The organism is Meiothermus sp. (genome assembly GCF_025060375.1).
In the GTDB taxonomy this organism is placed as follows: domain Bacteria; phylum Deinococcota; class Deinococci; order Deinococcales; family Thermaceae; genus Meiothermus.
The window spans coordinates 1-23,349 of the sequence record NZ_JANXCG010000086.1 but is presented as its reverse complement, the minus strand read 5'-3'; the positions used below and the strand labels follow the sequence as shown (position 1 = coordinate 23,349).

The 23,349-nt window shown below is 64.1% G+C and carries 27 protein-coding genes and 1 riboswitch; of the genes, 21 read left to right on the top strand and 6 right to left on the bottom strand.

The genetic code is table 11. From position 1 onward, the window contains the following. The 14 genes from NZ849_RS10495 to NZ849_RS10430 form a co-directional block, all read left to right on the top strand. A partial coding sequence (locus NZ849_RS10495) for a S8 family serine peptidase (RefSeq protein ID WP_295407008.1) occupies window positions 1-271 on the top strand: 271 nt, incomplete at its 5' end. A gap of 139 nt (window positions 272-410) precedes the next feature. Next, a complete protein-coding gene (locus NZ849_RS10490; RefSeq protein ID WP_295407005.1) occupies window positions 411-1,559 on the top strand; it encodes a hypothetical protein in 1,149 nt (382 codons plus the stop codon). 120 nt (window positions 1,560-1,679) lie between these two features. Then, window positions 1,680-2,888: a trypsin-like peptidase domain-containing protein gene (locus tag NZ849_RS10485; protein ID WP_295407002.1), complete on the top strand. Its 1,209-nt coding sequence runs from the start codon at window positions 1,680-1,682 to the stop codon at window positions 2,886-2,888. Between the two features lie 148 nt (window positions 2,889-3,036). Further along, window positions 3,037-3,273: a universal stress protein gene (locus NZ849_RS10480; protein WP_295406999.1), complete on the top strand. Its 237-nt coding sequence runs from the start codon at window positions 3,037-3,039 to the stop codon at window positions 3,271-3,273. Window positions 3,274-3,512: 239 nt separating this feature from the next. Then, window positions 3,513-3,574: riboswitch (Fluoride riboswitch) on the top strand. A gap of 46 nt (window positions 3,575-3,620) precedes the next feature. Then, on the top strand, window positions 3,621-4,802 hold the full coding sequence (locus NZ849_RS10475; RefSeq protein ID WP_295406995.1) for a cation:proton antiporter: 1,182 nt from the start codon (window positions 3,621-3,623) through the stop codon (window positions 4,800-4,802). Further along, window positions 4,799-5,239, top strand: a complete 441-nt coding sequence (locus NZ849_RS10470) for a hypothetical protein (protein WP_295406992.1) — start codon at window positions 4,799-4,801, stop codon at window positions 5,237-5,239. Before NZ849_RS10475 ends, NZ849_RS10470 begins: the two co-directional genes overlap by 4 nt. Continuing rightward, entirely contained in the window at window positions 5,211-5,630 is a 420-nt protein-coding gene (locus tag NZ849_RS10465) for a universal stress protein (protein WP_295406989.1), read from the top strand. Before NZ849_RS10470 ends, NZ849_RS10465 begins: the two co-directional genes overlap by 29 nt. Before the next feature lie 9 nt (window positions 5,631-5,639). Then, entirely contained in the window at window positions 5,640-5,981 is a 342-nt protein-coding gene (locus tag NZ849_RS10460) for a DUF190 domain-containing protein (RefSeq protein ID WP_295406987.1), read from the top strand. Further along, window positions 5,978-6,685 carry a metallophosphoesterase family protein gene (locus NZ849_RS10455; RefSeq protein ID WP_295406984.1) on the top strand — a complete coding sequence of 236 codons (708 nt, stop codon included), beginning with the start codon at window positions 5,978-5,980 and terminating at the stop codon, window positions 6,683-6,685. The genes NZ849_RS10460 and NZ849_RS10455 overlap by 4 nt, the downstream gene beginning before the upstream one ends. 27 nt (window positions 6,686-6,712) lie before the next feature. After that, window positions 6,713-7,147 (top strand): hypothetical protein, encoded by a 435-nt coding sequence (locus NZ849_RS10450; protein WP_295406981.1) that lies wholly within the window; start codon window positions 6,713-6,715, stop codon window positions 7,145-7,147. Then, the gene (locus tag NZ849_RS10445) at window positions 7,144-8,307 is read left to right on the top strand and encodes an MFS transporter (RefSeq protein ID WP_295406978.1); all 1,164 of its coding nucleotides are present in this window, start codon (window positions 7,144-7,146) and stop codon (window positions 8,305-8,307) included. The genes NZ849_RS10450 and NZ849_RS10445 overlap by 4 nt, the downstream gene beginning before the upstream one ends. Then, window positions 8,304-8,912 carry a hypothetical protein gene (locus NZ849_RS10440; RefSeq protein ID WP_295406976.1) on the top strand — a complete coding sequence of 203 codons (609 nt, stop codon included), beginning with the start codon at window positions 8,304-8,306 and terminating at the stop codon, window positions 8,910-8,912. The genes NZ849_RS10445 and NZ849_RS10440 overlap by 4 nt, the downstream gene beginning before the upstream one ends. Then, on the top strand, window positions 8,909-10,477 hold the full coding sequence (locus tag NZ849_RS10435; RefSeq protein ID WP_295406973.1) for a DNA mismatch repair protein MutS: 1,569 nt from the start codon (window positions 8,909-8,911) through the stop codon (window positions 10,475-10,477). The genes NZ849_RS10440 and NZ849_RS10435 overlap by 4 nt, the downstream gene beginning before the upstream one ends. Then, entirely contained in the window at window positions 10,452-11,975 is a 1,524-nt protein-coding gene (locus tag NZ849_RS10430; RefSeq protein WP_295406970.1) for a DNA mismatch repair protein MutS, read from the top strand. Before NZ849_RS10435 ends, NZ849_RS10430 begins: the two co-directional genes overlap by 26 nt. A gap of 478 nt (window positions 11,976-12,453) precedes the next feature. Here the strand turns inward: NZ849_RS10430 and NZ849_RS10425 are convergent, their stop codons facing one another. Continuing rightward, complete coding sequence (locus NZ849_RS10425; RefSeq protein WP_295406967.1) at window positions 12,454-12,870, bottom strand: sulfide dehydrogenase; 417 nt, start codon at window positions 12,868-12,870, stop codon at window positions 12,454-12,456. A 9-nt stretch (window positions 12,871-12,879) separates the two neighbouring features. Continuing rightward, window positions 12,880-14,163 (bottom strand): molybdopterin-dependent oxidoreductase, encoded by a 1,284-nt coding sequence (locus NZ849_RS10420; RefSeq protein ID WP_295406964.1) that lies wholly within the window; start codon window positions 14,161-14,163, stop codon window positions 12,880-12,882. Between the two features lie 177 nt (window positions 14,164-14,340). Between NZ849_RS10420 and NZ849_RS10415 the strand changes: the two genes are divergently transcribed. The 7 genes from NZ849_RS10415 to rplT all read left to right on the top strand — a co-directional run bounded on the left by NZ849_RS10415 (window position 14,341) and on the right by rplT (window position 18,505). Next, on the top strand, window positions 14,341-14,547 hold the full coding sequence (locus NZ849_RS10415; protein WP_295406962.1) for a hypothetical protein: 207 nt from the start codon (window positions 14,341-14,343) through the stop codon (window positions 14,545-14,547). Between the two features lie 20 nt (window positions 14,548-14,567). Then, window positions 14,568-15,545 (top strand): PIG-L family deacetylase, encoded by a 978-nt coding sequence (locus NZ849_RS10410; protein ID WP_295406959.1) that lies wholly within the window; start codon window positions 14,568-14,570, stop codon window positions 15,543-15,545. Window positions 15,546-15,737: 192 nt separating this feature from the next. Then, window positions 15,738-16,718: an S-methyl-5-thioribose-1-phosphate isomerase gene (gene mtnA, locus NZ849_RS10405; RefSeq protein WP_295406955.1), complete on the top strand. Its 981-nt coding sequence runs from the start codon at window positions 15,738-15,740 to the stop codon at window positions 16,716-16,718. Next, window positions 16,715-17,332 (top strand): ComF family protein, encoded by a 618-nt coding sequence (locus tag NZ849_RS10400; protein ID WP_295406952.1) that lies wholly within the window; start codon window positions 16,715-16,717, stop codon window positions 17,330-17,332. Before mtnA ends, NZ849_RS10400 begins: the two co-directional genes overlap by 4 nt. Before the next feature lie 96 nt (window positions 17,333-17,428). Then, window positions 17,429-17,842: a DUF4258 domain-containing protein gene (locus NZ849_RS10395; protein ID WP_295406949.1), complete on the top strand. Its 414-nt coding sequence runs from the start codon at window positions 17,429-17,431 to the stop codon at window positions 17,840-17,842. A gap of 104 nt (window positions 17,843-17,946) precedes the next feature. Then, complete coding sequence (rpmI, locus tag NZ849_RS10390; RefSeq protein WP_295406946.1) at window positions 17,947-18,147, top strand: 50S ribosomal protein L35; 201 nt, start codon at window positions 17,947-17,949, stop codon at window positions 18,145-18,147. Window positions 18,148-18,157: 10 nt separating this feature from the next. Continuing rightward, window positions 18,158-18,505, top strand: coding sequence for a 50S ribosomal protein L20 (rplT, locus tag NZ849_RS10385; RefSeq protein ID WP_295406943.1), 348 nt, complete (start codon window positions 18,158-18,160; stop codon window positions 18,503-18,505). A 151-nt stretch (window positions 18,506-18,656) separates the two neighbouring features. On the opposite strand, the gene NZ849_RS10380 is transcribed toward rplT, so the two are convergent. The 4 genes from NZ849_RS10380 to NZ849_RS10365 all read right to left on the bottom strand — a co-directional run. Then, window positions 18,657-19,529, bottom strand: a complete 873-nt coding sequence (locus NZ849_RS10380) for an alpha/beta hydrolase (RefSeq protein ID WP_295406940.1) — start codon at window positions 19,527-19,529, stop codon at window positions 18,657-18,659. Continuing rightward, a complete protein-coding gene (locus tag NZ849_RS10375) occupies window positions 19,513-19,752 on the bottom strand; it encodes a hypothetical protein (RefSeq protein ID WP_295406938.1) in 240 nt (79 codons plus the stop codon). The genes NZ849_RS10380 and NZ849_RS10375 overlap by 17 nt, the downstream gene beginning before the upstream one ends. Beyond that, complete coding sequence (locus NZ849_RS10370; protein ID WP_295406932.1) at window positions 19,733-20,347, bottom strand: class II aldolase/adducin family protein; 615 nt, start codon at window positions 20,345-20,347, stop codon at window positions 19,733-19,735. The genes NZ849_RS10375 and NZ849_RS10370 overlap by 20 nt, the downstream gene beginning before the upstream one ends. A 35-nt stretch (window positions 20,348-20,382) precedes the next feature. Then, window positions 20,383-23,349 (bottom strand): DNA-directed RNA polymerase subunit beta' (locus tag NZ849_RS10365; RefSeq protein ID WP_295406929.1); only part of this gene is annotated, 2,967 nt, incomplete at its 5' end.

Sequence of the window (23,349 nt, the reverse complement as noted above, 5' to 3'; positions counted from 1 at the left end):
TGCCCCCTACAGCACCCGGGGGGCTTACGTTGACCTGGCCGCCCCGGGCACGAACCTGAACTGCACCCAACCCGGAGGAGCCCTTGGGGTGTGCACGGGAACCTCGTTTGCCACGCCCATCGTGGCGGGGGCCATGGCCCTGTGGCTTTCGGCTCAGCCCGCCCTGACCCCGGCCCAGCTCCAGCAAGCTCTACAGCAGCACGCCCAACCCCTGCCCTACCCCCCTCAGGCGGTGGGGGCGGGAAGGCTCGATCTGAGCCAGGCTCCTTGAACAAAAAGAGCGCAAGGGCCCCCTGGCGCGCCAGGGGGTTTTTTCAGTCCCACACTAGCCGTTCAGACCCCGTTCAGCCGGGTTTCAGGGCGGCTTTGCTAGGGTTGCCTCCGGAGCCAAAAGACTCCAGGAGGACAAGATGAAGCGAACTCTGTTCCAGGCGCTGGTGCTGCTCGTTTTGGGGATGCTGGCCGGTTGCAGCAACCCTGCCCAGGGTGGCCTCGAGCCGCTCAGCCAAAACGACGCGGCCCTCTACGACGCTGGCCAGCCCCTGCTGGACGAGGCCCTGGGAACCTTTGGCGACCTGATGCCCCAGAGCCTGAGCCCTCAGGCCGCCTCGCCAAGACCCCTGACGGTGGTCAGGGACAGCGAAGACACCGTGCTCATCGGCGGACCCTGGCGGCCTCCCTTCCCCTGGCCGCTTCCCCCGGTGGACAAGCCCCTCTTCATCACCATCAAGCGGCCTTCGCCAGAATGCACCCCCCCATCCCGCTGCTACCCGCAGGCCCGCATGGCCTTCCTGCGGCAGGCCCCTCAAGGCGGCTATGAGCTGGAGTGGTTCGGCGCCCCTGGGACCCCTTCGGTGCGGGTGCCCGCTCAGGTGGAGGCGCAGGGGAACCTCGAGGGCGTTGACAGGGAGAAGATTATTGTCCAGTTTTCCATCAATCCGATTGAGAAAGAGATTGACATAATCATCATCATTGGCAAGGACGCCTCCAACCCGGCCCGGATGCACATCGTGAGCAGCCTGCCCCCCGACACCCTGCCGGGCCGCCCCCTGAACCGCACCCTGGACGCCGAGACCTACGAGGCCAGGTTCAGGGAGATTTGCTGTGGCCGTCCCAAGCCCTTCCCGCCTTCCTGGCCCCCGGTCTGGCTCCAGCGGGAGGACGTGGTGGCAGTGGCGGTTCTCTACAACAACCCCAAGCTGCAAGGGAGCGGGCCGATTGAAGAGCTGGTGGGAGAAAACCTGGGCTTCCTCTACCTGCGCAAGAAACCCTGGCCCTCCCCCGGCCCCACCACCGACTGCGGCCCGGGCAATGTCTGGTGCCCGCCCAACACCGACCCCTTCCTGAACCTGCGCCTGGTGCGCAATCCGGATGGCGGCTACGCGGTGCAGCTCACCAAGCTGGGCGACCCCAACCAAGTGATCGCCACCCTGCCGGCCCAGGTCAGCGCCAACGACGAAGGTACGCGAGGGGTTGGGATTGAGGACGATATCGCCAGCCCGAACACGCCCACCCTCGAGCTGCGCTGGCCCCGCATCAGAATCCGCCTCATCATCTGAGCAGGATTAATTCATCTCCGCATTGAGGGGTGCGCTGGGCACCCCTTTTTTACCCGACTTAAACCTCCCCCGCCTAACGTATGGCCTGTGCCTGCCTGTGCAGGCAGAGGAGAAACCAACATGAAAGCCTCGGTAAAAACATCTACCCTGCTAGCAGTGGCGGTGCTTTCGGGGTCGGCCTTATGGTTCGCGTTGAGCCAGGGCCAGTCCAGCACAGCCCCCAGCCCGACCCAAAGCACCCTCCAGAGCCTCCTGCCCGACGAGCGCAACACCGTAGAGATTGCGCAAACAGCCAGCCCAGGGGTGGTCTACATCTCGGTGCGCAGCAACCCTGCGGCCAGCCTGCCCGACAACCTCCAGCCCTTTGCGCCCTTCCTGCAACCCCAGCCGCAGCAGGGCACCGGCTCGGGCTTTGTGCTGGATAAGGAAGGGCACATTCTCACCAACTACCACGTGGTGCAGGGGGCCAGCCAGATTTCGGTGCGGTTTAAGGACAGCCCCAAGAGCTATAGCGCCAAGGTGCTGGGCACTGCTCCGGCCCTCGACCTGGCGGTGATTCAGGTACAGGCTCCGGCCAACCTGCTCAGGCCCCTGACCCTGGGCGACTCCGACCAGGTACTGGTGGGCGAAAAAGTCATCGCCATCGGAAATCCCTTCGGGCTGGACTACAGCGTCTCCACCGGCATCGTCTCGGCGGTGCGGCGCAACCCGGGCGCGGTGGATGCGCTGGTGCCCACCCTGATCCAGACCGACGCAGCCATCAACCCCGGCAACTCGGGTGGGCCTTTGCTCAACTCCAAAGGTGAGGTCATCGGCATCAACACCGCCATCCTCTCGCCCTCGGGCCAGTTTGGCAACCCGCAGAATGCTGGGGTAGGCTTTGCCATCCCCATAAACCTTGCTAAGCAGTACCTGCGACCGCTCGAGCAGGGCAAAAACTTCAGCGACAAGGAAATCCTGGCCTCCCGCCCGCGCTTGGGGGTCTCGGTGGTCCCCCTGGCGGCCTACAGCCCTCAAACCCTCAAGGCCAACAACCTGCCCGAAGCAGGCCTGATGATCCAGAGTGTGGAGAAGGGCTCGCCCGCCGAAAAAGCTGGTCTTAGGGCGCCCACCCGCTTCCTCCAGGTGCAATCCCCAGACGGCACGGTGCAACAAGTAGGGCTCAACGGAGACGTTATCTTAGAAGCCAACGGCAACCCCATTCAGGATGTCAACGACTTGCGGGGCGTGCTGGAGGCTGCCAACGGCCAGCCGGTCACCCTCAAGGTCTGGCGCGAGGGCAAGACCCTAAACGTGAGCGTCACCCCCCAGATTCTCGCTTCTCAGTAGAAAAAATAGGGAACTGGGCTAGTACATCGTCAATCGCTGTATACACGCAACTCGATGCGCGAATCCCCGGCGGTGAACTGCCAGTTCATGCCCGGCTGGCCTCTGGAGCCTGCCGCTTCTGCTACGGATGGTGCAGGAGGAAGGGCGGGTGGATGAAACGACCCTGCATCAAGCCAAGGGCCTTTTGCACGAACTGGGGGTCGACCCTGTTTCCTCCTCGCTGCTGCAAGGCCACCCTGCCGAATCCCTGACAGCCCTCACCGCATCGGGAACCCTATTGGTCATGGGCACCCACGGGCGCGGGGTTTTCCTGGGCCTGCGTTTTGGCCGCACGGTGGATGGAGTTGTGCAAGGAGCGCAGGGCTCTATTCTGATCTGCCCCTAAAATGGCAACCTTTTGCCACCAATGGCGGTTATGGCTCCTTCATCCGTTGATTGTTGTTTTTGACCACCATTAGGCGCACTGTAAATCGAGTTTTTTGAGGCTGGAGCCGGCTCGATATAAACCCCCGGTGTTGCCAAAAGCGACAATTTGCCCCTTCACGGCTCGGAGAAAGCAGCTGACCGGTTTGGATGAAGCGTTCTTACGGCATTTACGATTTCTTTACCCTAGTCCCCCATACTGGGTAAGAAGGCGATGGGGCTCGCCATAACCGTCCGCAAGGACTGATGGCTCCTACTCCGACGCGGGGTGGGAGCTTTTTCCTACCCCAACCCAAAGTGAGGATGAGCATGGAGAATATCTGGTTTTCGGCAGCGCTCTGGTTGGGGCTAGCCCTTTTCGCTACCCTGCTCTCCATCTGGCTGGGCATCTCGGTAGCTCTCACCGAGATTGTGGTGGGGGTGGCGGCACAGCTTGTGGTGGGAGCCGCCTTGGGGCCTAAGCTGCTGGGAGCGGAGCAAAGCTGGGTGGTCTTCTTGGCCGGCGTGGGGAGCATAGTGCTGACCTTTTTAGCTGGGGCCGAACTAGACCCCGAAGCCTTTAGGAAGAGCTGGAAGGAGGCCACCGTGTTGGGACTGGCTGCCTTTCTAGCGCCCTTTCTGGGGGTGGCGGGCATCGCACATCTCCTGCTGGGTTGGGCCGTTCAACCAGCTTGGCTGGCCGGGGTGGCCCTCTCCACTACCAGCGTGGCCGTGGTGTACGCGGTGATGCTCGAGCTGGGTCTCAACAAGACCGCCTATGGCAAGCTCATTCTGGCAGCTTGCTTTGTCAACGACCTGGCCACGGTAGTGGCCTTGGGTCTTCTCTTCGCACCCTTTGGCCTAAGTACCCTGCTCTTCGCCTTAGGGCTGGCCGCGGGGCTATGGTTACTTTTGAAGTTCACAGGACCCTTCTTCCGGCGCTACGGAGGACGTACAAGTGAGCTGGAGGCAAAGTTTCTCCTCTTCGCCCTCTTCCTGCTGGGAGGGCTGGCTACCTGGAGCGGCTCCGAGGCGGTACTCCCGGCCTATCTGGTGGGGATGGTGTTGGCCGGTACGGTGGGCAGGGATCACGCCCTGGTACGCCGCCTGCGCACCCTCACCTTCGGCTTTCTAACCCCCTTCTACTTCATCCGGGCCGGTTCACTGGTGCAGATTCCGGCCTTGCTGAGTGGGTTCTGGGTGTTCCTGGCCTTGCTGCTGGGCAAGATGTTGACCAAGTTTGTGGGGGTTTACCCGGTTACGGCCCGCTACCGCTACCCCCACGGGGAGTCGATGTACACCACCCTTTTGATGAGCACTGGCCTGACCTTCGGTACCATCAGCGCGCTGTACGGCCTGAGCCACGGCATCATCACCCCGGCGCAGTACTCCTATTTGGTAGCGGCTGTCATCGGCAGCGCAGTGGTGCCCACCTGGCTGGCCAACCGTTTCTTCCTGCCAAAGCGCCACCTGGAGCAAGCACCCACGGCCCCTGTGGAGGTGAGAGCATGAACAACCATCAGCGGGTGCTGGGGCTGGCTTTGGCCGAGCTGGAGGGCTTTCTGCTGCGGCTCGAGCGGGCCTTCGCGGAGCCCCCCCTCTCGGGCCAGCTCTACTGGGAGACCAACCCCCTCTTCGGGCATCCCAAAGCGACAACGGTGCAAGCGGAGAGCGCACGGCTCCGCGGACATTTGGCCCGGTTGGCCCAGCTTTTGGGGCTCGAGCCAGTACGGAAAAGCCGCTTCGACTTTTTCTGGGCGGGCCTCTCGTCCTACTGGGCCAACCTGGAGGAGCTGCGCCCGGTTCACCTAGAGAGCTACGGCCGGGTGGAACCCTGGCTAGCGGCAACGCTCGAGCCAGAACTGGAAGCCCTGGAGCAGGGTTTACGGCAAATAGAGAGCTACCTGATGGAGGTGGAAGATGTTCCGGCGCATCGTGGTGGGGTTTGACGGCTCGGAGCCTTCGCGCAAGGCTCTGCTGGCAGCCCTCGAGCTGGCCCGAGCCTTCCAAGGCGAGGTACATGCGTTAGCGGTGGTACGCCCACCAGAGTTCACCGAGCTGGAGGGCGAGGTGGAGGAAGCGTTGAACCAGGCCCAAGGGGCTCTGAGCGAGGCTTTCCGCTGGGCCCGGAGCGCCGCCCACAAACACGGGGTAGCCCTGCACCTGCACCGGCGGGTAGGGCACCCTGCTGAGGTGTTGCTGCGCTACGCGGAGGATGAGGGGGCTGACTTGATGGTGATGGGAAGGCGCGGGCTCACGCCGGTACAGCGCTGGATGCTGGGCTCGGTCTCGGAACGGGTACTGCGGTACGCCACCTGTCCAGTAATGGTGGTGCACTAGGGGGCAAATATGAAACTGCAGGGGGAGGCCAGGCTGCTACGCATCTTCATCGGTGAGGCCGACCACTGGCACGGCAAGCCGTTGCACGAGGCCATCGTGCTCGAGGCCCGGCGCCTCGGGCTGGCCGGGGCCAGCGTCTTCAAGGGCTTCCAGGGCTACGGGGCCCACTCCCGCATCCACAGCGCCAAGGTTTTACAACTGGCCGAGGATTTGCCTGTGCTGGTGGAGATTGTCGACACTGAGGAAAAAATCCGCGAGTTCTTGCCTGCTCTGGACCGGATGGTGCAGGAAGGGCTTGTCACCTTGGAAAAGGTGGAGGTCATCCGCTACCTGCCTAAGGGGCTTCCATGAGGTTGCTTCTCCTAAGCGACATCCACGCCAATCCCTGGGCGCTGGAAGCCATCGAGCGGCAGGTGGGCCGGGTGGATGGGGTGCTGTTTGCTGGGGACGCGGTGAACTACGGTCCCGAGCCGGGCGCAGTGCTGGACTGGCTGCTGGAGCGCCGGGCAGTGGGGGTGCGGGGCAACCACGACCAGGCCGTGGCCTTTGGAACAGACCCCCAAGCCACCCCGGCCAAGGCCGCTTTGGCCAGAAAACTGGCTAACTGGGCGCGCGAACAGCTCTCCTCGGGGCAGGTGGCCTACCTGCGGAGCCTGCCCTTGCACCTGATCTGGGAGGCTTTGGGGCTTCGGGTGGAGCTGGTGCACGCTACCCCACACGACCCCCTCTACGACTACCGACTGCGGCCCGAGACGGACGAGACCCTACTGGCCGAGCTTTGCGCCGGGAGCAAGGCCCCTTTGCTCCTAGTGGGCCACACCCACCTGCCTTTGTTGCGCCAGGCGGGAAAGCTCAGGGTGGTCAACCCTGGTTCGGCAGGCCAGCCCCTGGACGGCGATCCCCGGGCGGCTTATGCCCTCCTCGAAGGGGAAGCCTTGCAGCTCCGCCGCGCAGAGTACGACCGCGCCCCACTATTCAGGGCCCTTCAACGGCTTCCCCTGACGCCTGTCGAACAGGAGGCCCTCTACCAGATCTATTGGCAGGCACAGCTATAAGGAGGGGCCATGCCCAATCAAGCAGCCATGAGAACACCCGTGGTGGTAGGGCCGGGCGACCTGTACGCAGCGGTGGCCTGGCTCTGCTCGCAGCAGGAGGCTAGCCTGGCCTCGGTGGCCTGGACCCTTCGCAGCCTGGTGGACCATCCGTTAGAGACCCTCGAGCTGGCCGAACGGCTGGACCTGGCGGTTCAGCTCGGGCTCCGCGTGGCGGCGACCCCCCAGGGCTGCGGCTGGGTCGCCCGGCCTGAGGTAATGCCCCAGAGTTTTGCCCCGTTTTTAGCGGAACTTCCGTTCCAGTGGGTGCTAGGCCGACTGGCTAAAGCCGGAGGCCGGCTCTCCCTGGTGGCCCTGTCCGACCGGCTGAGCGAAGCGGCCGCCCAAGCCTTGGCCGAATGGGGAGAGTGGCTGGGTTACTGGCGGTTGGAGGCCGGCTGGATTATTTCCCAGGAGGCCGCATGAGAACGCCATCGCAGAGCGCCTGGCGCATGGTGGTGGGCTTGGGGCTGGTGAGCCTCTTCGCCGACTTCACCTACGAAGGGGGACGCAGCATCGGCGGGCCCTTCTTGGCGCTGCTGGGAGCCGGACCTCTGCTGGTCGGGGCGGTGGCCGGGGTAGGGGAGTTTTTAGGTTATCTGATACGGCTGTTCGCCGGCCGCTGGGTGGATAAAAGTGGCCGGCCCTGGCACCTCATGTACCTGGGTTATACCCTAAACCTCCTCTCGGTGCCGGCGCTGGCCACAGCCCCTTCAGCAGGGATGGCGGCTGTGCTGCTCTTTCTCGAACGGCTCGGCAAGGGCCTGCGCACCCCCGCCCGCGATGCGCTCCTCTCCCACGCGGGGGAGCGTCTGGGGCAGGGGCGAGTCTTCGGTCTGCACGAGCTTTTCGACCAATTTGGGGCCTTTTTAGGGCCGCTTGCGGTGGCTCTGCTGGTAGGCCTGGGAGGCTACCGCCTGGGGTTTGCCGGACTGCTCGCCCCCGCGCTGCTGGCCCTGTTCCTGCTCTGGCGGGCCCATCGCCATAACGGGGGTGCAGCAGCCCACTCCGTGGTGCAGGACTGGGAGGGCCTGCCCAGGGCCTACTACGCCTACCTGCTCTTTGCCATGCTGGCCGTGGCAGGATTCGCCCACTTTCAACTGGTGACCTACCACCTGGAGGTTACCCAGGCTGTTCCAGCCGCCCATATTCCCCTGCTGTTTGCTCTGGCCATGGGGGCAGATGCCCTGGCGGCCTACGGGGCCGGGCATATGTTCGAGCACCTAGGGCTGCGGCTCCTTTGGGGGTTGCCGCCGCTAAACCTGGTTGCGGTCACGCTATTCTTCCTGGCAAAAGAGCCTTCTCTGCTGGGAGTGGCCGCAGTGCTTTGGGGCTGCGGGCTGGGCCTGCAGGAAAGCCTGATGCGCTCGGCGGTAGCCGTTCTGAGCCCCCCGGAGCAGCGGGGCAGTGCATTTGGTCTCTTCGACACTGCCTTTGGGGGGGCCTGGATGCTGGGGAGCCTGGCCATGGGCTATCTCTACAGCCTGGCCCCAGGCTACCTGGTGGCCTTTGGGAGCCTGCTCCAGCTCGCCACCACTTTGTTTCTGGCGCGTTTCTACACCCTTTTGCCAGAGGTGCAACGATGAACCTCTTCCAACGACACTCTCCGCCCGACCTGGCCCGCTTGCAAAGCGAAAAGGCCGCTTTAGAGGCGCGGGTGGCCCAGCTCGAGCAGGACCTGGCCTTTTGCGAGGCGCAGAACCGGCGGCTGGTACAGGATGCCAGCCCGGCCCTGCGGGAAAACGCCGTACTGCGCTACCAGCTGTTCAAGTGCGAAAGCGACCGCCAGGTGTTGGAGTTCCATATCCAGGGCAGTCGGGCCGAGGCACGGGCAGCCCTCAACCTGCTGCACCGGCTAGCCCCCCCTGGGGCCCCTGAGCAGGTGGAGCCCCTCGAGGCCCTCCTCATAATCCTGCACCAGGCCCGTTCCCTGGAAGCCTGGTCGGAGACCTTAGCAGCGCTCGAGGCCAAAGCCCAGGCCCTCTGGCTGGCCCAGCATGGCTCCCCCTGGCGCTTCGAACCCCGGCGCTGGCTGGGGCTGAGCCTGGCCGCAGTACTGCGCCGGCTCGAGCAGGCCCGCGATGCACAGCTCGAGAAAGCAGCCCACCCCGCTGAGGGCCTCTCGGCCTTCGACCCTGCCCAGGCCGAGCTGGCCGAAGGGCTGGCCCGGGCCCTGGAGGAACTCCTATGAACCCAAGCTTGCTCTGGCCCAGCTCGCCCCTAGCCCTAACCATCGAGCCCCCTGCCTACTTCCACGACCTGAACCTAGACCGGGTGGTCGAGGGCGTGGTGGGGAAACTAGAGTTCGACCTGCGCCCGCTGTTCTACACCCCCCTGCAGGACCTCGAGGCCATCCGCTACCGTCAGGCGGTGGTGGCCGACCTGGAGCAGCCAGCCCTGAACCAGGCCTTGTGGACCTTCACCCAGGCTCAGCACACCCTGCGCGAACACCTCGAGCGCTCCCAGAAGCTTTCCAACCCCTACCAGCGCCAGGGCTTCTTCCTCGAGGCCGCTCAGGTGTACGTGGACGCGGTACGAGCCCTCGAGCAGGCGCTAGAGGAAAATTCTCCTTCTGCCCCCGCCTGGCGGCGGGTGACCGCCTACCTAAAGAACTACACAGCCTCCCCTGCCTTTCAAAACTTAGAGCGGGAGACCCAGGCCCTCCGGCAGGCCCTGGCCGAGGTACACTACACCCTGCTGTTGCAGGGCGACCGGGTCACGGTGCGTGCCGGAGGAGAAGAACTCGATTACCAGGGGGAAATTGAGCTCCTCTTCGCCCGCTTCCGGCAGGGAGCCCCAAAGGACTACCGGGTGGGGTTCTCTGAGTGGAACACGCTCAACCACATTGAGGAACGGATTCTGGAGGGTCTGGTGCGGCTTTTTCCGCGGGTATTCGCTGAGCTGGAGTCCTTCGCCCGGCATCACCAAGGCTTCCCCGACCCGGTAATCACCACGCTTGACTGGGAGGTGCAGTTTTACCTGGGTTATCTGGACTACTGCCGACCGTTAAGGGAGGCTGGGTTCGCGTTCTGCCTGCCCGAGGTGGGGACAGAAAAGCAGGTCTCATTGGAGGAGGGGTTTGAGCTGGCGGTAGCCCAGCAACAGCTGGCAGAGGGCCGGAAGGTGGTGCCTAACAGCTTCAGCCTCGAGGGAGCTGAGCGCATTCTAGTGGTCACCGGCCCCAACCAGGGTGGCAAGACCACCTTTGCCCGCATGGTGGGCCAGGCGCACCACCTGGCCCACCTGGGGCTGGCGGTACCCGGGAGGAGCGCCCGACTTTTTCTCTGCGATCAAATTTTCACCCACTTCGAGCGGAGAGAGGCCGCGCAGGAAATGCGGGGCAAGCTCCAGGACGAGCTTTTGCGCATTCACCAGGCGCTCAGCCGGGCTACCCCCAGGAGCCTCCTCGTGCTCAACGAGGCTTTTTCCTCTACCTCTTTAGACGATGCCCGCTTCCTGATGAACAAGATCCTGCAGGCCGTCGCTAGGCTGGACGCGCTAGCGGTGGTGGTGACCTTCATAGAGGAGCTGGCCTCCTTTAGTGAAACGACCGTGAGTATGGTGGCCCAGGTAGATCCCGACGACCCGGCCTTGCGCACCTTCCGGGTGGTGCGCCAGCAGGCCGATGGAAAGGCCTATGCCCTGGCCATCGCGCGCAAGCATGGGCTGAGTTATCCCCAGCTCAAAACCCGTCTAGCCTTATCCAGAACCGCCTCACTAGGAGGTAGCGGTGAAGGTTTGCCTGCTCTTTCCTGAGCGCGACTTCGACTTTACCTTGCCAGCTCCCAGGTCTGAGTTACAAGGCGAACTTACGCTGGACCTAGGACTGGACGTGCTATGGGCGGCCATGGCCCAGGGGGATAGCCTCGTGCGGCAGGTGGTGGAACGGGTGATGCTCTCCAGCCTGGAAGTAGAGCGGACAGTGGTGGTCTATCGCCAGGGCATCCTGAGGGACTTTCTGCAAAACACCGGGGCCCTGGAAGCCCTCTACGCCTTGGTACAAGAGGGGCTGGCGAGTGAAAAGAAGGCGCGTCACTGGGCCTACAGCCGCTCACCCAGCTCGGTGCTGCTCCGGGCTTTGGAGGTGATGGGCCTGCTCCTGGTGCATCTGCGCAGGCTACGGGCCTGGGCCGAGGCCATGGAAGGGCGCCTTCGCTCGCAGGGGCTCAGCCAGCTCGTTTCCAGCCTGCGGCGTGAGCTCGACGAAGCTTATCTGAGGGAGGTAGAGGAGCATCTAGAGGGGCTCGCCTTCCGACAGGGGGTGCTTTTAGGGGCCGAGCTGGGACCTGGCCTCAAAGGTATGGGCTACCGGCTTCTCAAGCCCAAAAAGCCGGAACAGAGTTGGTGGCAACGCCTGCTTGCCCCCAAACCCCCGGCCTATACCTTCACCCTCCATCCCCGCGACGAAAGCGGGTTCCAGATCCTGCGGGAGATACAGGACCGAGGACTGAACACCACGGCCAATGCGTTGGCCCAGTCGGTGGACCACATCCTGGGCTTCCTGAACCAGCTCCGCAGCGAGCTGGCGTTCTACCTGGGGGCTTTGAGGCTTTACCGACAGCTCGAGGCCCTGGGGGTGCCCCTGTGCTTCCCCGAGGTGGCCGATGATTCCACCTGCTCATTTCAGGGTCTGTGCGACCTAGCCCTGGCCCTGCGCTCTGGAGGGAGCGTAGTGGGCAACGACCTGACCCGGGGCTCAGCCCTGGTGGTTATCACTGGGGCCAACCAGGGAGGTAAGACCACCTTCCTGAGAAGCGTGGGTCAGGGCCAGCTTATGCTCCAGTCGGGGCTGTTTGTAGGGGCCAGCAGCTTTACTTCAGGCCTGTGCAAGGGTATCTACACCCACTTCAAACGCGAGGAGGACGCCGGTCTCAAAAGCGGCAAGTTCGATGAGGAGCTCTCCCGAATGAGCCGCATCGTGGAGCATCTTCAGGCTGGGGCCCTGGTGCTCCTCAATGAGTCATTCGCCTCTACCTACGAGCCGGAAGGAGCCGAGGTGGCCTACCAGGTGGTGCGGGCCCTTATGGAAGAAGGCGTGCGGGTTTATCTGGTGAGCCACATGTACAGCCTCACCCACAGGCTCTACGAGGAAAGACAGAGTGGGGCAGTCTTTCTCAGAGCCGAGCGGCGCCCGGACGGTAGCCGCAGCTTTCGCATCCTACCTGGAGCACCCCAGCGTACGAGCTACGGAGAAGACATCTACCAGCAGGTCTTTGGATCCTTTGACGAAAGGACGAAGGTAGGCGGAAAATAGGTCGGGCTTCTGGTACGCAGTTGTAAAGAGCAATAGCTCGCGCTCCCTCCTCCGTAAGGAGGGTTGGGAGGGGTATTGGACGAGACTCCAAGAGTCGCGTAACGAACGCAGAGGTTTGTGCAAAAAGAGGGGGCAACAACCAAGCGTTTGTGAACCATCGGGCTCCGCCATCACAAACCTCGGTCGAACTAAAAGCTCGCCGTTGTGGTGTTGACCACACCGTCGGATACAGCGGCGCCAGTGTGAACATGACCCGGCCAGGCCACACTGGGGGTATCCTTTGCGCCAAGCGAGGGCTTCGGCTATGGATTCTAGTGCAGCCGGTGAGGCGCTTAGCCAGCTTAGGATACCCCCAGTCCTCGCACATCTCAGTGTGCAACATCTGCTTCGTGGCGTCCAGCCGCTCGGAAGGCCAGCAATCGAGCTGCTCTACAACCTCAAGGTTTCCCTCCTCCGCATCCCACCCCTTGGCTTCCGGTCACTGCTTGCGGGTCTCCGGCGTGTAATGGGCCTGCAGGTAAGCGGTAATTTGCTTGGCGGCGTCGTCAGGAATCTGGGCCCCGTAGGTCTTGATCATCTTCTGCACCTCAGCGTCCCAGGTGGCTGCAGGCAAGGGGGGTTGCATGGTGATGTAGGTGGTGCTGTGGCAGACCTGGCAGTAGCCCATTACCAGCTCCTTGCCCGGCCCATCGGCCAGCTCCGGGGTGTAGAGCGGCCAGGCTCCCACGCTGTAGACCCCGTCCGGCTGGGCGTTGGTGACCGGAAGCGGCTGCAAGACCTGACCCAGGCTACCCTGGGTGTAGTTCCCTGTTTCCTTGAGCCCGGGGAGGCTCGAGTCCTGAGCCATCACCCAGACCCCCAGGAGCACCAATAGCATCCAATGGTAGCGCTTCATGCCTTCCTCCTAGCTGGCCGTGCCCACCACCACATCCTGCCGCTCGATGCGGTTCCAGAGGTAGCCGCCGGGGTTCCAGACCGGCTCATCGGGCTGCACGTTGCCCTTCTCGTCGGTGGCCCGCACCGCCAGGGTGTAGCGGCCGGGCTGGGTGGGTTTCCACTGGAAGCTCCAGGTGCGGAAGGAGTAGGGGCCGTGGTAATCCCCGAGCTGCGCCACCCGCCAGGTCTTGCCTCCGTCCAGCGAGACCTCCACCTTGGTGACCCGGCCATACCCGCTGAAGGCCACCCCACGGATCTCCACCGGCAGGCCCGCCACCAGCTTGCTCGAGCCGTCCGGATCCACGATAAACGAGCGTACCGGCATGTTCACGTTGCCGATGGGTACCGTTTTTACCTTACCCGCGGCGATGTCTGCCGGGGTGGTGTTGCCCCGCGGGGTATCGGGGATGCGGTAGGCGGTGGCCATCCAGAAGTTGTCGTCGGGCTTGGTAAGGGCGCGAATCCAGGTGAGGTGCTTCATCCAGTAGGTGGAGAATTTGCCCGGAACCACGAGCCGCACCGGGAAGCCGTTGAGCATGGGTAGGGGCTCGCCATTCATCCGATAGGCCACGATGCACTCCTGCAGCACCGGGTCGTTCCAGTCCAGCGACTTTATGAAGGCGTTGGAGCCCTTACCTTCGGGGCCTGGTCCGCGATCCAGGCCCTGGAACTGGAGCTGCACGGTGCCCGGCTTGACCCCGGCCTCTTGCAGCAGATCCATCAGCCGCACCCCCGTCCAAATGGCGTTGCCCATGGCCCCGTTGCCCCACTGCCCCCCGGCCACACGGGGCTGGAAGCGGCTGCGAGAGTTGCCAGAGCACTGGTTCACCGCGGCCACGGAGACCGGCTTAAAGCGGGTCAGCAGGTCTTGCATGGAAAGGGTAAGGGGCTTCTCCACGTTGCCCTCGACGTTGAGCCGCCAGCTCGAGAGGTCAATGCTGTTGGGGATGAGGTCCAGGTGGTAGCGCACGAAAAAGGCCTCATTGGGGGTGAAGGCCGTGCGGAAATACTGCCTGGGGGTCTCGAGCTGAATGCCCCGGTCGGTGAGCCGCAGCAGGGGCAGCTTCTGGGGGTAGACCACAAAGGGGTTGACCCCGTTCCAGTAAGGGTTAGGCCCGGGCCCGGTGAAGCTGGGGAGGGCTTCGGCGGTCTGGCTCGAGGTCTGGGCCTTCACCCACGGCAGCATCCCCGCTGCAGCCAGCACCCCCGCGGCCCTTTGCAAAAAATTCCTGCGGTGCATGGGGTTGTCCATCTTTACCTCCTGTTTGAGCGTGTGCCTATCGCCGAAATGCCTCTTGCTGTCCTAGAGCCCACCTCCCTCCGGTTGGAGGAGAGTCTAGGTGCAGAAGGTAAAAGCTGAGTAAAAGCCCCGTAATTCCTCTTTTGCGGTGTTGCCGTTGGTGGCAGACTCGGACCAGAGGAGGCCGTCATGTTCAACAGAGCACCTGCTGCACCTGGTCCACGGGTTCGAATTCAAACGGAGATAGAAGGCCCCACCGAGCGCTTTTACCGGGGCTCCCCCCACACGCCGGGAGGGCTGTTTCCGGGGGCACTGGAGTCGGGCGGGGTGGTCTATGGCCTGCCGCCCCAGCCGCTGGCGCAGACCATCCGGCCCCTCCTTCTGCGCTCGCCCTGAAAGGGTACAATCCCGCTTGTATGGCCCGCCGGCGCGGACGCAAGCGATGGATGGTGCTGGGGCTGTTGCTCCTGGGGCTGTTCATGTGGATCAATGCCCCAGGCCTGACCGCGCTTGCCTACCGGCTCTACTACACCCCCAGGGTAGCGGCCCTGCCCCAGGCCCCGGCCTTCTCGGCCACCGACCGGGTGCTCCTTCTCTCCCCCCACCCCGACGACGAGACCCTGTGCTGCGCCGGGATGCTCCAGCAGGCCGTGGCCGCCGGGGCAGCGGTCTACATAGCCTGGCTCACCAGCGGCGACGGCTTTGAGTGGGATGCGGTGCTCCTGCGGCGCACGCCGGACCCAGGGGATGCGGCCATGCTCGAGCTAGGCCGGCAGCGCATGAACGAGGCCCGCGCGGCGGCCCGGGTGCTGGGGATTCCCCAGGCCCACCTGCGCTTTCTGGGCTACCCCGACCAGGGCCTTTTGCGGCTTTTTCTCGACTACTACTACTATCCGTTCACTGCTCCCCACACCGGGGTAGACCGGGTGCCCTACCCCGAGGCCCTTTCACCGGGGGCGTCCTACACGGGTGAGAGCCTCGAGCGCGACCTGGAAAAGCTGTTCGACGAGGTCCAGCCCACGGTGGTGCTGGCCCCCAGCCCTCTGGACGCCCACCCCGACCACCGGGCCACCGGCGACCTGGCCCTGCGCCTCCTGGGCAAGCGCAAGGAGTTGGGCAAAGCCCGCTTCTGGATTGTGCACGGCGGGCTGGAGTGGCCGCTGCCCAAGGGGCTGCACAAGAACCTGCCCCTCGAGCCCCCTCCCAGAGGCCGGGGCCTCCCCTGGGGGCGGGTAGACCTGAGCCCCGAGCAGGTTGCCCTCAAGCTCGAGGCCGCCCAGGCCCACCGCAGCCAGATGCTGATCCTGGGCCGCTTCATGGAGGCCTTTGTGCGGCAGAATGAACTTATAAGCCCGCTGCCGCTGCCGGAGCCCTCGGCCCACCCGGTGCGCTAGGGCATACTGCCGCATCCGGCTCGAGTTGGAGAATAGGCCCCGAGTTGCCCTGCTGTAGGGTTCAGAAGGCCAGAACCCGCCAGCGAATACCTCCAAATCCACCCTACGGTAGAAGCCCCACATATTCCGGGCCAAGCCCCAGAAGGGCTCGAGCCGTCCCAACTCTGGCAGGTACTGGCTTAGACTGGCCGTATGCGGCTTCTTCCCTTTCGATTTGAGGAAAACACCCTGTGGCTTCTGGACCAGCGCCGGCTGCCCTTTGAGGAGGTCTGGGTGGCCTGCAGAAACGCCCAGGAAACCGCCCAGGCCATCCGGGCAATGGTGGTGCGGGGCGCGCCTGCCATTGGGGTTACCGCGGCCTATGGGATGGTGCTGGCCCACCTTTCCGGCGAGCCTCCTGCCGAGGCCGATGCAGCCCTCCGACAAAGCCGGCCCACAGCGGTCAATCTATTCTACGCGCTGGAGCGCATGAAACCCCACTGGGGGTCCCTGGCTGCCTCCCTGCAGGAAGCCCAGGCCATCTGGGCCGAGGTGGAGTCCACTGAAAAAGCCATCGGCCAACACGGAGCGCAGGTACTGCGGGGCCAGGTGCTCACCCATTGCAACACCGGGCCGCTGGCTACGGGCGGATATGGCACCGCCCTAGGGGCCATTGTTGAGGCCTACCACCAAGGACGAGTCCGGCACGTCTGGGTGGACGAAACCCGCCCCTACCTGCAGGGGGCCCGGCTCACCGCCTATGAGCTGCAGAAGGCCGGGGTACCCGCTACCCTCATCTGCGACAATATGGCCGCCCACCTAATGGCCGCAAAGCAGGTGGACGCGGTGATTGTGGGAGCCGACCGAATGGCCCTCAACGGCGACTTTGCCAACAAAATTGGCACCTACGCCTTGGCTGTCCTGGCACGCCACCATGGAATTCCCTTCTACCCCGCGCTGCCGCTTTCCACGGTAGATCCCAGGCTCGAGACAGGCGCCCAAATTCCCATTGAAGAGCGACCGGCAGAAGAGGTAACCACCCTGCGCGGCCAACCCATAGCCCCCCCAGGCTTCCCCGCAGCCCACCCGGCCTTTGACATAACCCCCCATCCGCTCATAACCGGTATCGTCACCGAAAAGGGGGTGCTCTACCCCCCCTTTGACGAGGCCCTGCGAAGGGCCTTGGGCCTATGAAGGGGCTCTGGGAGTGGCTCACCGGGGCCACCTGTCCAGGCTGCGGACGGCTCCTGAACGAGCCCCTGCTCTGCCCAGCCTGCCGGGCCCTGCTGGCGCCGCGGCACCTGCCCCGTCTGGTCTACTTGGGAAGCTACAGAGACCTGGGCCGGCTGCCCAAGGCCCTCAAGTACCGCGGACACCGAGCCCTGGCGGTCTATCTGGGCCAGCAACTGGCCCTAGGGGTACAGCAGGCGGGCTGGAGGCTGGTGGGTGTAACCGCGGTGCCCACCCTGCCCCACCGCCAGGTGATGCGGGGCTACAACCCAGCCGAGGTTCTGGCCCAGTCGGCAGCCCAAGCCCTGAGGCTCCCCTACCGGCAAACGCTGGCGCGCGTTGGATGGGGCAGGTCCCAAACCCAAAAGACCCGCCAGGAGCGCCTGGAACTGCCCGAGGGGACGTTCCGACCGACGGGGAGGGTAGAGGGCGCCTGGTTGCTGGTGGACGATGTGGTGACCACCGGCACAACTTTCCAAAGGGCCCGCAAGGCCCTGCTGCAGGCCGGGGCCAGCCAGGTATATGGAGCGGCAATTGCGGTCAAAAGCCCAAACACGTTGCCCTGGTCTTCCCTATAATCTTGGGCAGAACCCCAGTCCAGGCCGGGGTTCGGGAGGACCGTCCAGAAGCCCCACTCCGCAAGCGCGTGGGGCTTTTTGCTAAAGGGGGGACGCATGCTGAAACGTCCGCGCATCCGCAGGCTAGAAGAACTCCTCCCTTACATCCGCGAAGGCCGCTACCGCCTCGGCCCCCACGTCGCCAAGCACATGCTCCAGGAAGGCTTCATAGAACAGGACATCCTGCAGGCGGTGGAGTGGGGCCGCGAGCTCGCCATCTACCCCGAGGATGCCCGAATGCTGGTGCTGGGGTACATGGTCTTCCCCCCACAGCTAAGGCTTCCACTGCACGTGGTGCTGGAGTACCGCGAGCCCCGCTGGGTGGACATCGTAACCGCTTTTATTCCCAAAAAACCACATGAGGTCTACTCACGGGCCCGAATGGCGGCCATTTTGCGCTTTGATGGGACCTTTGAGGAAGTGCGCTGGGTGCGGCCCCGGCACCTTACCCCTGAGGACATCCCCCACTGAGTCCCCACTCCGATTGGTCAAGACCAGGAAAAGGTGCTATACTTACAGGGCTGCCGAGCTCAACAAGCCCTCTTTAGAGGCGCTCGAGCAGCGAGGAGCACGAGATGCCGAAGATGAAGACCCACAAGGGCGCCAAAAACCGTGTCAAAATCACGGCCACAGGCAAGGTTATCGGTAGAAAACCCGGTAAGCGACACCTAAACTGGCAAAAATCGGGCAAGAGCGGGCGCACAAAAGGCCGCCCCTTTACCTTTGCGAAGGGTGAGGAGCGCCGCATACACCGGCTCATGCCATACGACGCGTAGGGGGTGCTAGATGCCAAGGGCAAAGACCGGTGTTGTCCGTCGCCGCAAGCACAAGGCCATCCTCAAGCGAGCCAAGGGCTTCTACGCCCTACGCTCCAAAAGCTTCCGCAAAGCCCGCGAAACCCTCTTTAGCGCGGCCATGCGCTCCTACGACGACCGGCGCAACCGCAAAGGGGACATGCGCCGCCTCTGGATTGTGCGCATCAACGCCGCAGCCCGGCAGCACGGCCTGAGCTACAGCGCCTTCATGCACGGCCTCAAAAAAGCTGGGATTGAGCTCGACCGCAAAATCCTGGCCGACCTGGCTGTGCGGCAACCCGAGGCCTTTGCTGAGCTGGTTCACCGGGCAAGGGGCTAAAACCCTAGGCAAGGCCCTGAAAAAACCGCTGAGAAGCGGAGACCAGAGCAGAGCCGCGCCGCGGGCCTTTGAAAAGGGCTCTATCGGCGCGGTTTCCTTGCAAGGGCCCGGGGGTATGGGCCCAAGCGCCTTCGCCGCATCCTCAAACCGGCTACGGAGCGCCGTAGAGCGCATTGTGAAGGGCCTCAGCGAAAGCGTAGGGCTGGTCAATCCAGGGGTAGTGGCCCGCTCCTTGTATAAGTTCCAGATGCCCTCCCACCAGGTCGGCGATGGTCTGGGCCTCCGGGTAACTGCTGGCGTCCAACGAGCCCAACAGCACGGCGCTGGGAACCCGTACCTCCAGTAAAAAGGGGGTGTAGTCCAAGCGCCACAGCCCGTTCAGCACAAACATCCGCCCCGGCGTGTCGGCCCCTAGCACGGGGGTACCCTCTGCCATCCACTCGTACTCCATGCGGCTGTGCAGGCTGGGAAACAAAAGCCTGTCGAAAACCGCCTTGGGCTCCACATAGGCAAACGCTTCCCGGAGCAGCTGGGCACCATCTGCAGGGAGCTCTACCTGCATACCCTGGTCTGCGATACCCCGCAGCTCCAGCGAGGCCCGATAAAGCTGAGCCGCAAGCCAGGGAAAGTTCGTCCAGGGGTTGATCAGAACCAACCCCTCAGTGGTCTTTGGGGAACGGCGGGCGTACTCCAGCGCCAGCAACCCCCCAAAACCATGCCCTAGCAAAGTCCAGGCATCCAGGCCAAGGTGTTCGCGCAGCTGAAAAAGGTCGCTCACCAGGGCATCTATGGTGAAAAGGCCGGGTTCTTCTGGCAGCGCGGGGCTGCGGCCTCCTCCCCGCTGATCGAGGTAGAGCACCCGGAAGTCCTGCAGGTACTCTTCCAGCCCCTCTCGAAGGGCATAGCTGCTACCCCCAGGCCCCCCGTGCAGCACCAGAATGGCAGGGGCCTCGAGGGGGCCGGTGTCCTCGAGGTAGACCTCCACCCCCTCCGCTACTGTAACCCAGTCAATCTCCTCGCGCATCGGCTGCCGGCAGGCGGCTTCCCTCCTCCAAAAGTTCAAAGCTCCAGCTCCGAAACCCCTCCAACCCCGAAACGGCCGCCTCCAACCCGGGCGCGTAGCCCCAGACCTCGAGCAGGTAAAGCCCCTGCTCCGGGCGGTAGAGCAGCCGGTAGGGGTGGGGAAACCCGCGGGCCAGCTCCCGCAAGGCCCCCAGGTCCTTCCCCTCAACAAACAACACCCTCATCCCGGCCCTCCCCCAAGCAACGCCAAAGCCGCTCCAAAAACAACACCTGACAGGCTTCTTCCAAGCTGGTCATGAGGGAATAAGCCTGAAGGAGGGCCTCCTTTGGGTCGGGCAGGGTACCCTTGACAAACGCCCCATGGCCCCGAACCACGCAGGCCCTATGCCCCCTAAGGGCCTCTGCCACCGCCTTGGCCACCTCCTCGGTGGCAGAGGTGGTCTGGGGCGTCACCACGGGAACCCGGTCAAAGTAGTACTGCCCCTCCAGATCGATGGGCCGCACCGCCTCCAGGTGAAAGGAGAGGGCGATGGCGTGGCGGGGATGGGCGTGCACCAGCGCAGTGGCATCGGTGTGGCGGTAAACCGCCCGGTGAACCACCCTCTCCACCGAGGCCCCCCGGTCTCGCTCTGGGTCCGGCTCGAGGGGAATCCAGAGGATGTCCTCGGCGGTGAGGTGGGCCTTCTGGGCGCCCGAGCGGGTAATCCAAAGGCCATCCCGCTCCCGCACGGAGTAGTTGCCCGATGTAGCCGAGGCCAGGCCGGCGGCGAAAAGGTCGGCCCCCACCTGCTGGAAAGCCAGGAAGAGCCGAGCCCTCATGGGCTAAACCCCTCGGCCAAACCCCCGACCACCCCTCAGACCTCCCGCACAACCTGCTCGGACCGAAGCGGACGGCGACCCGGGCTGAGGGGAACCTGCTCGGCCTCGCGGCGGGCCTCCTCGAGGCGCTTCAGGGTCTTCTGGTCCACCACCTGGGTCTGGCGCACGTGGTCGGAACCGGTGCCTGCTGGAATCAGCTTGCCCAGGATGACGTTCTCCTTCAGCCCGATGAGCTCGTCTACCTTGCCAGCAATAGCAGCCTCGGTGAGGACGTGGGTGGTGTGCTGGAAGCTGGCCGCCGAAAGCCAGCTCTTGGTGGAAAGCGCGCTCTTGGTCACCCCCATCAGCACCGGCTTCCAGCTTGCCGGGGTCTTGCCCTCGTTCATCAAGGCCTCGTTGGTGCTCTCCACATCCCAACGCTCGATTACCTGACCCTCCAAATAGCGGCTGTCGCCAGGGTCGGTAATCTCCACGTACTTGAGCATCTGCCGAACGATGACCTCGATGTGCTTGTCGTGCAGCTTCACCCCCTGGGCCCGGTACACTCGCTGGATCTCGTCCGTCAGGTAGCGCTCCACCGCCTCTGGGCCCTTGGCCTCCAGGAGCTGGTGAGGGTCAATGGCCCCGCGGGTGAGGGGCTGCCCCGCCTCCACCATCTCCCCTTCCTTGACGGTGATGCGGGCCTCCTTGGGCACCTTGTACTCCTTGGAGAAGCCCTCGCTGCTCACGTAGATAACGGTCTTGTCCTCAAGCTCCTCGATGTGGACCACCCCATCTATCTCGGCGATCACCGCCTTGGCCTTGGGACGGCGGGCCTCGAAGAGCTCGATCACACGGGGCAGACCCTGGGTAATGTCGGTCCCGGTGGCCACTCCGCCGGTGTGGAAGGTGCGCATGGTGAGCTGGGTACCGGGCTCACCGATGGACTCCGCCGCTACCACCCCCACGCTTTCCCCAATGGAAACCAGTTTAGCGGCAGAAAGGTCCCAGCCGTAGCACTGCTGGCAGACCCCGTAGCGGGTGCGGCAGGTGAGGGGTGAGCGGACCGGAACCTCTTCTATCAAACGCTCTTCGGCCGCCTTGACGATCCGGTCCACATCCTCGAGGCTGAGCTGGTGCCCCTCTGCGAAAACCCGGCCTCCGACCTCAAACTCGCGGGCCACCGTGCGGCCGTACAGCCCCGACTCAATGTCGCTCCTCTTACGCAGCTTCTTGCTTCGGAAAGCCTCATCAAACTCCAAAAGGGGCACCGAGATATAGTCGGGCGTGCCGCAGTCAGCCTCCCGCACGATCACCTCGTGGGCCACGTCGTGGAGCTTGCGGGTGAGGTAGCCCGAGTCAGCGGTGCGCAGCGCGGTGTCGGCCCCACCCTTGCGGGCCCCGTGGGTGGAGATGAAGTACTCGAGCACGGTAAGCCCCTCGCGGAAAGAGGCCCGCACCGGTACCGGATAGGTTTCCCCGGAAGGCTTGGCCATCAGGCCGCGCATCCCCGAGATTTGGCGGATCTGCTGGGGGTTCCCCCGGGCCCCCGACTGGCTCATCACGTAGAGGGGGTTAAAGGGGTAGTTCTCCTCGAAGTTCTTGAAGACCGCCTTGGTCACCCTCTCGGTGGTCTCGCTCCAGAGCTGCAGAATCTGGCGGAAGCGCTCCTCCTCGGTCAGGAAGCCCATCTCAAAGGCCTGCTCGATCTGGGCCAGCTTGGCGTCAGCCTCCTGGAGGTACTGCTTCTTCTCCGCCGGTATCACCGCGTCGTCAATCCCGATGGTGATGCCCGAGGTGGTGGAGAGGGCGAAGCCATAATACTTGAGGGCATCCAGGAGCTTGGCGGTCTTCTCTATACCCAAAAGCAGGAAGCTCTTGTAGACCAGGTCCTTGAGCGAGTTCTTCTCCTGGGCCACCTCGAGGTTCACCAGCTCCCGAGCCTTCTCAGGGTCTTCTATGGCCTCGCTCACGATTCGCAGGAAGAGCATTCGGCCCGGCGAGGTTTCCAGCAGCTTGTCCCCAACCCGTACGGTGACCACGTCCTGGTGGTCCACCACCCCGCTTTGCACCGCCAGCAGAGCCTCGTCTATGCTGCTGAAGACAAACTTCAGCCGGCCCACGCTGGTCGCCTTGCCCGCCACCTTGATGGGGGCATTGAGGGCCACCCTGCCCTCCTCATAGGCCCGTATAGCCTCTTCAGGCGTGGCGAACTCCATCCCTGCCCCTTTCTTTTCGCGGCGGAGCTGGGTCAGGTAGTAAAGCCCCAGGATGATGTCCCGGGCAGGCTTGGCAATGGGCTCGCCGGAGGCCGGGGAGAGGATGTTGTGGCTGGAGAGCATCTGGATGCGGGCCTCGGCCTGGGCGTAGCTGGAAAGGGGCACGTGCACGGCCATCTGGTCGCCGTCAAAGTCGGCGTTGAAGGCCTCGCAGACCAGAGGGTGGAGCTGGATGGACTGCCCTTCCACCAGCACGGGCTGGAAGGCCTGGATACCCAACCGGTGCAGGGTAGGGGCCCGGTTCAGGAGGACCACCTTGCCGTGGATCACCTCCTCCAGGGCATCCCAGACCTCGTCCTTGATGTCGCGGGAGCGCTCCAGCATCTTGCGGGCTGCCTTGACGTTGTTGGCAATGCCCTTCTCCTCCATCCGCTTGAGCAGGAAAGGCTTGAAAAGCTCCAGGGCCATCCGCTTGGGCAGACCGCACTGGTGCAGCTTCAGCTGCGGCCCCACCACGATCACCGAGCGGCCCGAGTAGTCCACCCGCTTGCCCAAGAGGTTCTGGCGGAAGCGGCCCTGCTTGCCCGAGAGGATGTCGGTAAGGGAGCGCAGGGCCCGGTCGGAGCCAGGGTTGGTCACCGGGGTACCCCGTCGCCCGTTGTCCAGCAGGGCGTCCACCGCCTCCTGCAGCATCCGCTTCTCGTTGCGGATGATCATCTCCGGCGCCCCCTGGGCCAACAGCTTCTTCAGGCGGTTGTTGCGGTTGATGAGGCGGCGGTAGAGGTCGTTGAGGTCGGAGGTGGC

Excerpts from the sequence above, each read along its gene's own strand:
- NZ849_RS10445 (WP_295406978.1), top strand. The coding sequence starts at position 7,144 with ATGAGAACGCCATCGCAGAGCGCCTGGCGCATGGTGGTGGGCTTGGGG.
- NZ849_RS10485 (WP_295407002.1), top strand. The coding sequence starts at position 1,680 with ATGAAAGCCTCGGTAAAAACATCTACCCTGCTAGCAGTGGCGGTGCTT.
- NZ849_RS10440 (WP_295406976.1), top strand. The coding sequence starts at position 8,304 with ATGAACCTCTTCCAACGACACTCTCCGCCCGACCTGGCCCGCTTGCAA.
- NZ849_RS10380 (WP_295406940.1), bottom strand. The coding sequence starts at position 19,529 with ATGCGCGAGGAGATTGACTGGGTTACAGTAGCGGAGGGGGTGGAGGTC.
- NZ849_RS10395 (WP_295406949.1), top strand. The coding sequence starts at position 17,429 with ATGCTGAAACGTCCGCGCATCCGCAGGCTAGAAGAACTCCTCCCTTAC.
- NZ849_RS10450 (WP_295406981.1), top strand. The coding sequence starts at position 6,713 with ATGAGAACACCCGTGGTGGTAGGGCCGGGCGACCTGTACGCAGCGGTG.
- NZ849_RS10400 (WP_295406952.1), top strand. The coding sequence starts at position 16,715 with ATGAAGGGGCTCTGGGAGTGGCTCACCGGGGCCACCTGTCCAGGCTGC.
- mtnA (WP_295406955.1), top strand. The coding sequence starts at position 15,738 with ATGCGGCTTCTTCCCTTTCGATTTGAGGAAAACACCCTGTGGCTTCTG.
- NZ849_RS10475 (WP_295406995.1), top strand. The coding sequence starts at position 3,621 with ATGGAGAATATCTGGTTTTCGGCAGCGCTCTGGTTGGGGCTAGCCCTT.
- rplT (WP_295406943.1), top strand. The coding sequence starts at position 18,158 with ATGCCAAGGGCAAAGACCGGTGTTGTCCGTCGCCGCAAGCACAAGGCC.
- NZ849_RS10370 (WP_295406932.1), bottom strand. The coding sequence starts at position 20,347 with ATGAGGGCTCGGCTCTTCCTGGCTTTCCAGCAGGTGGGGGCCGACCTT.
- NZ849_RS10410 (WP_295406959.1), top strand. The coding sequence starts at position 14,568 with ATGGCCCGCCGGCGCGGACGCAAGCGATGGATGGTGCTGGGGCTGTTG.
- NZ849_RS10375 (WP_295406938.1), bottom strand. The coding sequence starts at position 19,752 with ATGAGGGTGTTGTTTGTTGAGGGGAAGGACCTGGGGGCCTTGCGGGAG.
- NZ849_RS10415 (WP_295406962.1), top strand. The coding sequence starts at position 14,341 with ATGTTCAACAGAGCACCTGCTGCACCTGGTCCACGGGTTCGAATTCAA.
- NZ849_RS10490 (WP_295407005.1), top strand. The coding sequence starts at position 411 with ATGAAGCGAACTCTGTTCCAGGCGCTGGTGCTGCTCGTTTTGGGGATG.
- NZ849_RS10420 (WP_295406964.1), bottom strand. The coding sequence starts at position 14,163 with ATGGACAACCCCATGCACCGCAGGAATTTTTTGCAAAGGGCCGCGGGG.
- NZ849_RS10435 (WP_295406973.1), top strand. The coding sequence starts at position 8,909 with ATGAACCCAAGCTTGCTCTGGCCCAGCTCGCCCCTAGCCCTAACCATC.
- NZ849_RS10455 (WP_295406984.1), top strand. The coding sequence starts at position 5,978 with ATGAGGTTGCTTCTCCTAAGCGACATCCACGCCAATCCCTGGGCGCTG.
- NZ849_RS10465 (WP_295406989.1), top strand. The coding sequence starts at position 5,211 with ATGTTCCGGCGCATCGTGGTGGGGTTTGACGGCTCGGAGCCTTCGCGC.
- NZ849_RS10470 (WP_295406992.1), top strand. The coding sequence starts at position 4,799 with ATGAACAACCATCAGCGGGTGCTGGGGCTGGCTTTGGCCGAGCTGGAG.
- rpmI (WP_295406946.1), top strand. The coding sequence starts at position 17,947 with ATGCCGAAGATGAAGACCCACAAGGGCGCCAAAAACCGTGTCAAAATC.
- NZ849_RS10460 (WP_295406987.1), top strand. The coding sequence starts at position 5,640 with ATGAAACTGCAGGGGGAGGCCAGGCTGCTACGCATCTTCATCGGTGAG.
- NZ849_RS10425 (WP_295406967.1), bottom strand. The coding sequence starts at position 12,870 with ATGAAGCGCTACCATTGGATGCTATTGGTGCTCCTGGGGGTCTGGGTG.